The following is a 12,561-nucleotide window of genomic DNA, read 5'->3' on the forward strand; positions in this document are numbered from 1 at the left end:
TATGGAATTCACGATCCAACACTTTATCGCGCTTGCGCCGCTGCTGATTACCAGCCTCACCATCGTGGTGGTGATGCTGGCAATCGCCTGGCGCCGCAATCATTCGCAAACGTTCCTGCTGTCCTGTGCGGGTCTGAACCTGGCCCTGCTGTCGATCATCCCGGCCCTCAAGGTCGCGCCATTGGCGGTCACGCCGTTGATGATGGTGGATGACTTCGCCCTGCTGTATATCGCGCTGATCCTGGTCGCGACCCTCGCCTGCGTCACCCTCGCCCACGCCTACATGGGCGAAGGCGGCACCGGTTACCCAGGCAACAAGGAAGAGCTGTACCTGCTGATCCTGCTGGCTGCGGCCGGCGGTATCGTGCTGGTCAGCGCACAGCACCTGGCGGGCCTGTTCATCGGCCTGGAACTGCTGTCGATCCCGACCTACGGCCTGGTGGCCTACGCCTTCTTCAACAAGCGCTCGCTGGAAGCCGGCATCAAGTACATGGTGCTGTCGGCCGCCGGTTCCGCGTTCCTGTTGTTCGGTATGGCCCTGCTCTACGCCGAAGCTGGCAGCCTGAGCTTCACCGGTATCGGTCACGCCCTGGCCACTACCAACATGCCTGCGCCAATCGCCCAACTGGGCCTGGCCATGATGTTGATCGGCCTGGCGTTCAAGCTGTCGCTGGTGCCGTTCCACCTGTGGACCCCGGACGTGTACGAAGGCGCCCCGGCGCCGGTGGCGGCGTTCCTGGCCACCGCGTCGAAGGTTGCTGTGTTTGCGGTGATGGTGCGTCTGTTCCAGATCTCCCCTGCTGCCAACACCGGTGTGCTGAGCACCGTGCTGACCGTGATCGCCATCGCGTCGATCCTGTTCGGTAACCTGCTGGCCCTGACCCAGAACAACCTCAAGCGTCTGCTGGGTTACTCCTCCATCGCGCACTTCGGCTACCTGCTGATCGCCCTGGTGGCGAGCAAAGGCCTGGCCGTGGAAGCCATGGGCGTGTACCTGGTCACCTACGTGATCACAAGCCTCGGTGCATTCGGCGTGATCACGTTGATGTCCTCGCCGTTCAAAGGCCGTGACGCCGACGCCCTGTACGAATACCGCGGCCTGTTCTGGCGCCGTCCGTACCTGACCGCCGTACTGACCGTGATGATGCTGTCCCTGGCCGGTATCCCGCTGACCGCAGGCTTCATCGGTAAGTTCTACATCGTCGCCACCGGTGTTGAAGCCCATGAATGGTGGCTGGTTGCCTCGCTGGTACTGGGCTCCGCGATTGGCGTGTTCTACTACCTGCGCGTGATGGTCACCCTGTACCTGATCGAGCCAAACCTGCGCCGTGTGGACGCCGAGCTGCATTGGGAGCAGAAGGCAGGCGGCGTGATGCTGCTGGCCATCGCCCTGCTCGCGTTCTTCCTGGGCGTGTACCCACAACCGTTGCTCACCCTGGTGCAGCACGCGGTACTGGGCGTTTGATCGCTTAGCGGGATGCAGTCAACAAAACGGCGCCTTCGGGCGCCGTTTTGCGTTTCTGGGGGAGTGGCTTTTACCCTCCCCTATTCACGGAAATTTCCTCAGCCATCTGCCTCCTCATCCGGCATCTACTCGATGAAGGCCGCCGTATGGTGTCTGCGTTTTAGGAAAGTTCCCACAGCAGGGTCACTTGACCCATCGCGGGTGGGCCACCAAACTATACGCAGGCTACGTACAGAACATGGATGCTCTATTTATCGAACTGCCGGCCTTCGAGCGGCATCGCAAGGACTATCTGAGTGACGAGCTTTTCCAGGGTTTTCAACAAGAGTTGATGAAAAACCCGGAAGCAGGAGATGTGATCGAGGGAACAGGCGGACTGCGCAAGGTTCGCTTCGTCGATGAGCGACGCAACAAAGGCAAGCGCGGTGGCCTGCGGGTCATTTACTACTGGTGGTCGGGCGGCACGCAGTTCTGGCTGTTCACCCTGTACGGCAAGCACGAACAGGATGACCTGACACCACAGCACAAAAAAGCCCTAAAACACCTGCTGGACAGGGAAATCAAAGCGAGAACACATCATGAAACGTGAAATCTTTTCCGAACTGGTCGAAGGCTTCGACGCCCTGGCAGACGAACGCCAAGGCAAAGTCACCCTGCGAACCCACAAGGTTCACCTCAAAAACCTGGCGCCACTCACCGCCGAGGAAGTGGTCGCGGTGCGCCAACAACTCAACCTCTCCCGGTCGGTGTTCGCCATGTACCTGCGCACCAACACCCGCACCCTGGAAAACTGGGAGCAAGGCCGGGCCAAGCCGAACGCCCAGGCTGCTACGCTGATCCGCCTGGTGGCACGTTTCCCGGAAACCGTGGCGCAACTTGCTGCATTGGGTTGATCAGCAAAGCCCCGACAGGTTCGGGGCTTTTTCATTCAGGGCCATGGGCCGCCGAGCATGTCGGCATAGGTCTCAGCATCGGGCAATCCCTCCCCTTCCCAACGCGTCGGCGCAACGTGGGGGGAACCTTCGCTCCAGAACAACACCCGCATGGCGGGATCTGCTCGTTCGATAAGCATGGGCAATGGCAACGCCTGTACTGACTCATCAAATACTTCGAGGGAAAACGCCTCGCTCAAGGCTGACAACGCCAAGCGCTCCACCTCACCATGCCAGGTCGCATCCAACAGCAGCCCGTCTCCAACTGCCGCAGCAACGGTCAGTGGAAAATAGCGCCCCACCCGATCCACACTGGGAATCATCACCCCGGCCCAGCCTTGTTCACCAAATACACCCGCCGTCAACGCAAAGTGCCAGATCGGACTGCACAGATACACCTCCAGCCATTGCTCGCCCAGACGCTCATGACTGCACTGCAAACCGGCCTGCAACCAGGCGTCCCACGGGCCAAGGAATTCCGGTGCCAAGCGACGACTGACAAAGTCTCCCAGGGTGGGAACCTTGCCGAAAAATCCATTCATGGTGGTTTCCTAAAAGCTGCCCGGGCAATGGAACGGCTCGAAGCTGTCGCGGCGGAATGGGTTGATCACACTGCTAGCGCGCAGCAGATACGCCACCCGATGGCCTTCCAGGTTGAAGGTCAGTTGCAGCTGTTCGCCCTGGGTGTTCACCACAGCCTTGTCCATCATGCGCAGCCAACCCCAGGGGCCGTCACTGCGCAGTGGGCTGGCCAGCCCTGGCGTGGCGTCCAGACGCACCAGGCCGCCGGACTTGCCGCTGGGCAGCGAGATACTGGCAAAGTCGGGCACAGTTCCGGCGTCAAACACCACCGGCTGGCCATCGATATCCAGCGTGACCTTGCTCAGTGCCGGGTCTGCCCCCAGGGGTTTCAAGTCAAAACGCATGGACGGCTGGCGCGCACCGGCCACGAAGAACATATCGCGCAACCTGGCGCCACGCTGGAATTGATTGAGTACATCCTGGGAGATATTCAGCGGCGTCACGCCAGTTGAACGCCAACGCCACTGGCTGCCGCTCATGTCGACATACGCCGCAAGGTTTTTGCTGAAAAAATCGTCCATCAACCCACCTGGGCCGAAAAACTTGCCGAAGTCATCGGCGGTGGCATCGCGGGCCGAGCTGCGCACCAGCGGATAACGCCCATCGATGGCCGCCCGACAGAACGGTGCGCCGCTCGCCTCCCATAGTGCATTCAACCGGGCTTTTTCATTGCCAAGGGTCAGCGCCGTGCCCCCCGATTCCACATCCCGCAGCAGCGTCGACAACGGCGCAGGCTGCGTGTCACCCGAGCGTTTCAAGCGCCCCAACACCTCGTTGGAAGGTGCCGGCGCAGCACTGCGGCGCGCGGCGTCAGCGCTGTCGAAGAATTGCCCGGCGTCCTTCAACGACGCCAACACCTCATCCACCGGCTGCGGGCCGGTGCCGTTGCCCACCAAGCGATGCAGCGCGGCGAAATGCTGGTCCACCGGGTTGGCCGACGCGTCCGCCACCGGTGCCGGGCTATCGCCACCCAGCGCCGATTGCAGCTTTTGCGTGGCCGCAGCGATCTTGTCGCGCACGCGCTGATCGGTGTCCTTGACTGTGGTCGAGGTCAACGCCCCCTCCAGCGTGGTCTCCTTCGACACCGCCACCAGCAACGCGCGCAACGGTGAATCACTGGCGGCGAGCACATTGGTCACCAACGAGGCCTGGCCAAGGCTGGTCAACGGTGCCAGGTGCACATCCGCGAGGAAACTGTCCCATTGGCGGATGTAATCGGCGTAGTAAAGCTCCAGCACCGCCGCCTGCATGGCCGGGATGGCGCCGGCAATCTGCGCCGACTCCTGGCGGTCCAGCACCCAACTGTCCTTGGCCATCTCGGCCACGGCCTGCGGGGTCTTGCGAGTCAGTTCTCGGTAGCCGGCGATGCTGTAGACGCCACTCACCCCACGGGACAACGGCTCGCCACTGGCACGGGTCATCAGCGACGAAACATCCCGCCCCACCGCACTGTTCACACTCAGCTCGGGCAGGTGTTGCTGATCGACCTGGCGCTTCACCCGGTTATAGATGCGCTGGGACAACGGCATACTCGCCAGCGCCAGGCGCACCTTGGCCACCAACGCGCTGTCCAGTTGCACCGGCTCGGCCTCGTCGTCAGCTTCCAGCAGCGCCGCAACATGGTCCGACAGTTGCTGCAACTGCGCAGGCGTGGCCTGGGGCAGTTCGCGACGCCAGTCCACATCGACCCAGGCCTGCACCGAAGGCGCGTCGAAGAACTGCCGCTCGCCGAGCATCAAGTAGGCGCGCAAGGTTTCGTAAAGAAACTCCTGATTGCTCGCATCGCCACGGCGCAAGGCGTTTTCCAGGTTGGCGACGATATGCGGCAACAAGGTGCTGCGCAGCAAGCGCCGATACAACGTGACCGCGCCCGCACCGAGCTTGTGGCCCTGGTACAGGCCCATGCGGCTGAGCAACGGCACACTGCGGTCGTCGTCGCTGTAGCCGCTGGGCAACGCGCGCGCGGCATTCAGCAGCGGCAGGGTAACCAGCACATCGCCTTCGGCCGGCAGTGACTTGGCCAATTGCGCGACGTTGGTGGCGGCACTGGACGCATCGGCGATCAGTTGCAGGTTGCGGGTATAACTGATGGTCATGCCGACCAGCAGCAGGACGAACGCCACACCCGCAGCTATGCGCCCCGCCCGGCCGAGCAGACGTCGGCGCCGTTGCTCCTGGTGATTGACCCCGGCGAGCCCGGCTTCCTTGAAGATCACCTCGCGCAGCAGGCGGGTGATGAAGTAACTGCGCCCACTGGCGACATTCGGTGCCAACACCTTGCGGCCGAGGCCGAAGGACGCCGCCAGCGAGGTCAGCACCCGATCGATCGGACTGCCCTCCTGGGTGCCACTGGTGAAATACACACCCCGCAGCAGTGCCGGTTCCTGGTAGCGATTGGCTTCAAAGACTGTATTGAGAAAACGCGTGAGGCCGTCGCCCAGGCTGGCGAACTGTTGCGGGAAGCTGTAGAGCAACGCGCGTCGTGACAAGTCACGCTCCTGTTGCAAACGCTCCAGCACACGCCGTTGCAACTGACGCTCCAGGGCATCGAACTCGCCCGGGAACGACGCCAGGCCCGTTTCCACCTGGGGTGGCTGGGCCAACGGAAAGGTCACGCCCCACACCTGCGCGCGTTCGTCGCGGCCGAAGGTTTCGAAGAACTCCGAAAAGCCCGCGAGCAAGTCGCACTTGGTGATGATCACATACACCGGGAAGCGCAGGCCCAGGCGCTCGTACAGCTCATTGATGCGCGCGCGGATCGCCACGGCCTGGGCCTGGCGCTGGGCGTCGGTCTGTTGCAGCAAGTCGCTGACGCTCAAGGCCACGATCACACCGTTGACCGGGCGTTGGCGGCGGTACTTTTTCAGCAGGTCGAGGAAGCCGCCCCACGCGGCCTTGTCCACTTCGGTGTAGCTGTCCTGGGTGGTGTAGCGCCCGGCAGTGTCGAGCAGCACCGCTTCATCGGTGAACCACCAATCGCAATGCCGCGTGCCGCCGACACCGCCGATGGCACCGCTGCCCATGGCCTCGCGCAGGGGAAATTGCAACCCGGAATGGGTCAGTGCCGTGGTCTTGCCGCTGCCCGGCGCGCCAACAAACATGTACCACGGCAATTGATACAGGTACTGCCCGCTCATCTTCCAGCCAGGATTGGCCTTGCGCAGCACCGCCATGGCCGAACGCATGCGTTCGCCCAACTCGGCCACTTCGGCCTGGGACTCACGCACGCCGGGCGCCACCGTTGGCGCATCGGCCACGCCCGCCATCAAACCACGGTTGGCACGCCAGGCCCGCCACAGGCGCCAGGCAAAATAGCCGGCCCACACCAGCACGAACAAACCGATCAAACCCCAGCGCCGCGACTCCGGCGCCAGTGGCTCGCTGCCGTTGAACGCCAGCAACGGGCCCTCGTACCACACCAGCAGGGACAGCAAGGCCACACCGATCAGCGACAACAACCAAGGCTTGAGCAGCCACAGGATGAAGCGCTCCACCGGGGACCATAACAACGAAAACAGCGTCGAAAAATTCATGGCTATTGCGCCTGGGAAGGGATCAATACGGTGATATCGACGCGGCGGTTACGCGCGCGATTCGCCGCTGAATCGTTGGGCACCAAGGGTTCGGCTTCGCCACGGCCTTCGCTGCGGTAACGCTCCACCGGCCCGGCCCGTTGTGCCAGCAAGCGTGCGACGGTCTTGGCCCGCGCCTGGGACAGGTCAAAGTTGGAGCCCAGTCGTGAGGTCGCCGAGGGCCGCACGTTGTCGGTATGCCCGACCACCACCACATCCCCCGGCACCGTAGCCAGGGCATCGCCGATGCGCGTAAGCAAGCCGTCGAAGTTGCTCGACACTTCGGCACTGCCGGAGGCGAACACCCCATCGCCGCGCAGGGTGATGACCGAGCGATCAGCGCTGTCTTTCACCGCCACTAGCCCCTGGGCCACTTCCGGCGCGAGGAACCCGGCCAGGCGCACGGGCGCAGGCGTGGCCGGCACCGCCACCTTGAGCGGCGAAGCCACACGGATCGCACCGAGTTGGGCAAACACCGGGTCGGACGCACGATTGAGCAACCAGCTGTAGGTCAGTTGCACGCTCAACAGCAGCACCGCCGCCACCGATGCCAACACCCACAACGGTACCCGCCGCAACATCGAGGCCTGCGGCGCTTCGGCACCGCGCCAACGCGGTGACAGGTCTTGTTCCTGATTGCCACGTTGCTGGTTGATCAAGTGCAGCAGGCGTTCACGCAACAACCCCAACTGATCCAGGCCGCGATCCAGCACGCGATAACGTCCTTCCAGGCCCAGCGCCATGCACAGGTACATCAACTCCAGCACATCGATATGGGTGCGCAGGTCCTGGCTCAGGCGCTGCAGGATCATGAAGAACTTCTCGCCGCCCCACGCCTCGTTGTGGAAGGTCACCAGCAGGCTGCGGCTGCCCCACACTCCGGCGCCCCACGGGGTGCTGGCGATGGTTTCGTCGACCAGGGTGCACAACGCGTAGCGCGCGGCGGCCACGGTTTCCACGTCGACCTGGCTGGCGCGGGCCTGGGCTTCGAAGGCCTGCACCGCCTGGATCAGGCGCTGGCGCAGGCTTTCCATATCCGGCATGGCCGTGAGACTGCGCAACGGCACCACCAGGTCCAACAGCGGGTTGGCGGCACGCACCAGCGGGTTGAGCCCCTGGCCCTGCAACACCATGGCTTCGCGCTGTACCGGTGTTACCGGCGGTGCTGCCCTGCGTCCGCCTGGAGTGGGAATCAGCAGGGTGCGATCCGGGTCGCCTTCAAAAGTGTCGTTCACGTCAGTCACCTTGCCTTAGTTGCGGATCGCCCAGAACTGCATGTCCAGCCCTGGGAACACCCCGGCGATATGCAGGGCAAAGCCGGCCGACTGGCTCAGCAATTGCCAATATTCGCTGCTGCGATCGAGTTCGAAATAGGTAAAGCCGGCGTGGAACGGCAACTGGCGTGGCGCCACCGGCAAGGGGCGCAGACCGATGCCCGGCAGTTGCAGGTTGACCAAGTCGCGAATCTTCTCCACCGAGCCGATCTTCACCTGCGGCGGGAAGCCGTTGCGCACGCTCTCGGCGGACATCTGCGCCTGCACCGCCAGGATAAAGGTGGCCGAACGCAGCAACTCCTGGTCGGGCAGCACCGCCACGCGAATGCCGTACTGACGCTCCTCCAGCGGGATCGCGATGGCGCGCGCATCCATCACCGTCGACAGTGCGCGGCGCAGGTCGAGTATCACCGGGGCGAAGGTTTCCGCCAGGGCCGCATGGCGGTACGCCGGGTAGGCAGAGGCACGCTTGTCATCGCGGGTAAAGGTCGCCAATTCACCGGCCAGGCTCGCGAGGTCGCGGTACAACTGCTCGGGATGCAGGCCAGTCATCGCGGCCAAGTGGCGCACCAACGGCAGGCTGCGATTGAGTACCTGCAACAGCAGGAAGTCGGCGATTTCTGCGGCGCCGCTACCATCGGGTTGAGTCAGGCGCGACGCCAGCGCCTCGACCCGCTGCTGCACCAGGCCCAGCAGCTCATCGACAAACGCCCCCAGGCGTTCGGCGGCACGGATGTCCAGGCACGGCGGGCAGTAAGTGCGGTCGAGCACCACGCTTTTGTCGGCACGTTTTTCCACCACATGGGCGATGCCCAGGGTGGTGTAGGCATCCGCTACATCGCCTTCAAACGCCAGGCGCAGGCGCAGTTTGCCGATGCTCATCAACGCGCTGCTGTCCAGGCCATTGCTGTCCCAGGCTTCGTACTCGCTGCTGCGATGGCGGGCGAAGTTTTCAAAACCGGGGTTGTCATCCACCTCCGACACGCCAGGACGCAGGCTGGGCAGCGCCAACACCACTTTCAGGTCGCGGGCGTCGCTAGGGATCTCCAGGGGCAACGGCATTTCATCGCCGAAAGGCAGGCCAACCGGCGTGCCGTCAGGCAACACGCCGCTGAACGACAACAAGGACAACTTGCCCATGGCCAACTGCTGCGGGTCGATTTCCAGCGTGGAAAAACCCCAACTGTAAGCACGCAAGGCACTGACGCGGGCTTCCAGTTGGGCCTGCAGGAAACGGTCATGTTGTTGCAGGTGTTGAGGCTGCAACAGCATGCCTTCGGACCAGACGACTTTGTTATTCCAGGACATGAATTCTTCTCAATAAAAGGGCTGGAGTCAGGAGCGCATCCGCGCGACCTGTTCCTCATAAGCCTTGGAAAACAGCTCACCAAACAATCGCTGCAAATCCTCATCGGCATCCCGTGCCAGGTCTTCGTAGCGCTCCACCAAGCGGTCCCACAACCGCGCCTTGCGCCGCGCCGGCATCCATTTGTCCAGCGCGCCATGGGTGGTGCGGCGTTGCTCGACCCGTGCCGGATCAAAGCGCTGCACCACCGCGCCAAGGGCCGCGCGCATGCCGGCGATCACCGCCAGTTCATGGGCCTTGAGGTCTTCAAACGAGGCGTTCATCGCCTTGACCGGGCGCATATAGGCCGGCGAGTCGCCACCGAGCATCTGGGTCAGGGCGCTGTCGGCGTCGGGGAAGAATTTGAGTGGGTTGTTGGAATAGGCGCCGATCATGGTCATGTCGATATGGCTTTCGCGCTTGGTCAGCGCGCGGGCCATGAGCACATCCATGGTGCCGGTGGTGGTGGCGCGGAGCATTTCGCCGACCAACTGGGCCAGCTCCGTGGGGGTACGGGTGGTGTGCAGGTCGGGGAGGCCCAAGCCTTGGAGCAACGCATGCAACACAGCGTCATCACTGTTGGACGCGGTCAATGTGGGAGCGGGCTTGCTCGCGAAGGTCTCCAAGACGATCGGTTGTTCCTGGATGACCGCGTTATCGTTCTTCGCGAGCAAGCCCGCTCCCACATGGGGTTCCGGGGCAACCGTGGGTTGGGTGGACAGGCCAAACAACGGGTCGTAATCCTCCGGAATCACCTGCGGCTCCGCTTGCCACAACGGCGCGTTGAACGCCTGCAACTGCGGCGGCACGTGGTCACTTTCAGTGCCGCGAAACGCCGGCGTCAGCGATGGATTCAACCCCAACGGGTCCGACAACGGCATGGCCCCGTCAAACAACGAGCCGCCCTCCAGGATGCGCGCACCGGCCAGGTCATCATGCAGCAGCACCGGCACCACCACTTCAGGGTTGCGCACCAACGGCTGGGGCACTTCCAGGGGTGGCAGCGGCGCGGCCACGGGCGGCGGTGGAGGCACAAACAACGGCGGCAGGATCCGCGTCGCCAGGGCATCGTCTTCGGGTTCGACGGCGGCTGGCTGCTCCAGGCGTACTTCCAGGGCGTAATCACCGATCACCAGGCGATCGCCCTCCTCCAGCACGCGCTCGCGCCCGTTACCCAGCGGACGCTCATTGACCAGGCTGGGATTGCTGCCGGTGTCAGTCAGGTAAAACTCGGCGCCACGCAGCTCGATGCGCGCATGCACCCGCGAAATGTACTTGCCTGGGTCGTCCAGGGTCAGGTCATTGTCCGGCCCTCGGCCGATGGAGCCACCCACCTCGGTAAACCGGCAGATCACGTCACCGGGCATCGGTTGGTCGCGGTAGCTTTTGACCAGCAGGATCAGGTTCATAGCGGGCTCCTGTAAGGGTTATTTGCCATCGTCGGCCTCCTTGGGCGGCAACGGCACGCCGGCAGGTCCGGTGGCGGCCGACAGCGCCAGCGCGGTCGCGGCAGTGCCGGCCTGGGGCAAGGGGATGGGAATGGTCGAGGCGAGAATCATCGCCGGGGTGATCGTGAGAAAGGTCGTGCCGACCTTCATGGTGATGGTCGCCCCGGCTTCGATCACCACGTTCATGCCACCCTTGATATGCACGTCGAGGCCGGCAGTGACGCCGGTCTTCAACTTGCCATCGATGATCATCTGGGTGCCGGCAGTCATCGACACCGCGCCCGTGGCTTTCTCATTGCGATTGCCGCCCACCGAGGAATGCCGGTCACCGCCGACCTTCTCGCGCAGGTCGTTGTCGACTTTTGAATGGCGGTCACCGCCGACCCAGTCCAGGGAGTCCTTGAGCACCCGCTGGTCGAGGTTCTTCTGGGCGTGCAGAAACACCTGCTCCGCGCCTTTCTTGTCTTCGAAACGCAGCTCGTTGTAGCCACCGCCGCCCTTGGATGAGTTGCTTTTGATCGTCGAACGCGTGGCATTTTCCGGCAGCGCATAGGGCGGCAGGGTGTCGGCGTTGTAGACACTGCCGGTCACCAGCGGTTGGTCGGGGTCGCCTTCCAGAAAACTCACCACCACCTCCTGGCCGATACGCGGCGTGTACAACGCGCCCCAGCGTTTGCCGGCCCAACCCTGGGCCACACGAATCCAGCACGAACTGTTTTCATCGCGCTTGCCTTCGCGGTCCCAGTGGAACTGCACCTTGATGCGCCCGTATTTATCGGTCCAGATTTCCTCGCCTTGCTTGCCCACCACCATGGCCGTCTGCGGGCCGTGCATCAGCGGCTTGCGCGACACACACGGCGCACGGAATTGCTGCTGGCGCGACAGGGCCACGAACTCGCAGGTGAGCACCGGCTCAGGATGGTCCGGCGGCGTGGGCTCGTAGGTGTCCGAGGACAAGCGATAGCGCGCCTCCAGCAACAGGAATTGCGCGTTCTGCTCGCTGCGCGGGTGTTCGGTCAAGGTCATCAGCGCGCCCGGAAACAACCCGCGCGCGCGGGTGGCGCCAGTGACGCGCTGGGTGCCGGTGTGCAGCGACTCGATCAGCGTGCGCGCGTAGGTTTCGCCCTGTTTGCGCTCGGTGTACTTGCCGGGGTAGTCGTAACGTTCATGACGCGACTGCGGGTAACTGCCGGCCAGGGTCGACTTGGCCAACAGGTTGGCGCTGGGCTTTTCGAAGTCGAAGTCCTGCAGGGTGTAGCCGCCCGGCTCCACCTCGCCACTCATGCGCCAGTCGTAGATCACTTCGCTTTCGCGCATGGCGTGGTCTTCGGCGGGCATGAAACGCACCTGGGCGTACCCCGGCGCGGGCGAATGGGCACCGTAAGAATCAGCCAGTACCAAAGTGTGACGCCCGGCCGCGCTCTTGAAGAAGTAGTAGATGCCCTGCTGTTCCATCAAGCGGCTGACAAAATTGAAGTCGCTCTCGCGGTACTGCACACAGTAGGTCAGCGCCTTGTAGCTGGCGCTCAAGCCCGAGGTGTCGACATCCGCAATGCTGTAGGGCGCGAACACCTGCTTGAGGATGTCCGGCACGCTCAGTTCCTGGAAAATCCGGCAGTCGCTGGCCAACGTCAGGAACCACAGCCACGGTCGCAACACCGCCGTGTAAGTGGCGTAACGCCCCTGGCGACCGGTGAACGCGAAGTGGCTGACGTGCCCGTTGAAGTAGCGGCTGCCGCCCTTGGGCAGGTCCACCGCGACGGTCATCTGGGTGGCCAGCAGGTCATCGATATTCAGGTCGGCCCGTTCGCTGTACAGCTCCAGCCGGTATTCGCTGAGCTGAGACAGGCCCTCCTGCGCCTGCATGCGTCGAAACAGCAGCACGTCGGTGCCCAACACGCTGGTGAGCTGTATTTCACGGTGAATCTGTAAGGTCGCCATAG

General features: G+C 63.4%; 9 protein-coding genes. 3 read left to right on the top strand and 6 right to left on the bottom strand.

Annotated elements, in window-relative coordinates:
* The first annotated feature begins 1 nt into the window (after position 1).
* The 3 genes from nuoN to HX812_RS02820 all read left to right on the top strand — a co-directional run bounded on the left by nuoN (position 2) and on the right by HX812_RS02820 (position 2,358).
* Positions 2–1,465, top strand: a complete 1,464-nt coding sequence (gene nuoN, locus HX812_RS02810; RefSeq protein ID WP_028616809.1) for an NADH-quinone oxidoreductase subunit NuoN — start codon at positions 2–4, stop codon at positions 1,463–1,465.
* A gap of 238 nt (positions 1,466–1,703) precedes the next feature.
* Positions 1,704–2,054 (top strand): toxin, encoded by a 351-nt coding sequence (locus tag HX812_RS02815; protein ID WP_038850296.1) that lies wholly within the window; start codon positions 1,704–1,706, stop codon positions 2,052–2,054.
* Positions 2,044–2,358: a DNA-binding transcriptional regulator gene (locus HX812_RS02820; RefSeq protein WP_033896843.1), complete on the top strand. Its 315-nt coding sequence runs from the start codon at positions 2,044–2,046 to the stop codon at positions 2,356–2,358. Before HX812_RS02815 ends, HX812_RS02820 begins: the two co-directional genes overlap by 11 nt.
* Positions 2,359–2,393: 35 nt before the next feature.
* Here the strand turns inward: HX812_RS02820 and tagF are convergent, their stop codons facing one another.
* Genes tagF through HX812_RS02850 form a run of 6 tightly spaced genes read right to left on the bottom strand, consistent with a single transcriptional unit; the run spans position 2,394 to position 12,559 of the window.
* The gene (gene tagF / locus HX812_RS02825; protein ID WP_038850295.1) at positions 2,394–2,939 is read right to left on the bottom strand and encodes a type VI secretion system-associated protein TagF; all 546 of its coding nucleotides are present in this window, start codon (positions 2,937–2,939) and stop codon (positions 2,394–2,396) included.
* A gap of 9 nt (positions 2,940–2,948) precedes the next feature.
* A complete protein-coding gene (tssM, locus tag HX812_RS02830; protein ID WP_050572497.1) occupies positions 2,949–6,512 on the bottom strand; it encodes a type VI secretion system membrane subunit TssM in 3,564 nt (1,187 codons plus the stop codon).
* Between the two features lie 2 nt (positions 6,513–6,514).
* Positions 6,515–7,786, bottom strand: coding sequence for a type IVB secretion system protein IcmH/DotU (gene icmH, locus HX812_RS02835; RefSeq protein ID WP_038850294.1), 1,272 nt, complete (start codon positions 7,784–7,786; stop codon positions 6,515–6,517).
* 15 nt (positions 7,787–7,801) lie between these two features.
* Positions 7,802–9,133, bottom strand: a complete 1,332-nt coding sequence (gene tssK / locus HX812_RS02840) for a type VI secretion system baseplate subunit TssK (RefSeq protein ID WP_038850293.1) — start codon at positions 9,131–9,133, stop codon at positions 7,802–7,804.
* A gap of 27 nt (positions 9,134–9,160) precedes the next feature.
* Positions 9,161–10,579 carry a type VI secretion system-associated FHA domain protein TagH gene (gene tagH / locus HX812_RS02845; RefSeq protein WP_177128212.1) on the bottom strand — a complete coding sequence of 473 codons (1,419 nt, stop codon included), beginning with the start codon at positions 10,577–10,579 and terminating at the stop codon, positions 9,161–9,163.
* Between the two features lie 18 nt (positions 10,580–10,597).
* A complete protein-coding gene (locus HX812_RS02850; protein WP_038850292.1) occupies positions 10,598–12,559 on the bottom strand; it encodes a type VI secretion system Vgr family protein in 1,962 nt (653 codons plus the stop codon).
* Positions 12,560–12,561 lie beyond the last annotated feature (2 nt).

The organism is Pseudomonas sp. IPO3749 (genome assembly GCF_013386605.1).
GTDB classification, from domain to species: Bacteria; Pseudomonadota; Gammaproteobacteria; order Pseudomonadales; family Pseudomonadaceae; genus Aquipseudomonas; species Aquipseudomonas azotoformans_A.

Bases quoted from the DNA above. Each gene is read 5' to 3' on its own strand.
- nuoN (WP_028616809.1), top strand. From the start codon at position 2: ATGGAATTCACGATCCAACACTTTATCGCGCTTGCGCCGCTGCTGATT.
- HX812_RS02815 (WP_038850296.1), top strand. From the start codon at position 1,704: ATGGATGCTCTATTTATCGAACTGCCGGCCTTCGAGCGGCATCGCAAG.
- HX812_RS02820 (WP_033896843.1), top strand. From the start codon at position 2,044: ATGAAACGTGAAATCTTTTCCGAACTGGTCGAAGGCTTCGACGCCCTG.
- tagF (WP_038850295.1), bottom strand. From the start codon at position 2,939: ATGAATGGATTTTTCGGCAAGGTTCCCACCCTGGGAGACTTTGTCAGT.
- tssM (WP_050572497.1), bottom strand. From the start codon at position 6,512: ATGAATTTTTCGACGCTGTTTTCGTTGTTATGGTCCCCGGTGGAGCGC.
- tssK (WP_038850293.1), bottom strand. From the start codon at position 9,133: ATGTCCTGGAATAACAAAGTCGTCTGGTCCGAAGGCATGCTGTTGCAG.
- tagH (WP_177128212.1), bottom strand. From the start codon at position 10,579: ATGAACCTGATCCTGCTGGTCAAAAGCTACCGCGACCAACCGATGCCC.
- HX812_RS02850 (WP_038850292.1), bottom strand. From the start codon at position 12,559: ATGGCGACCTTACAGATTCACCGTGAAATACAGCTCACCAGCGTGTTG.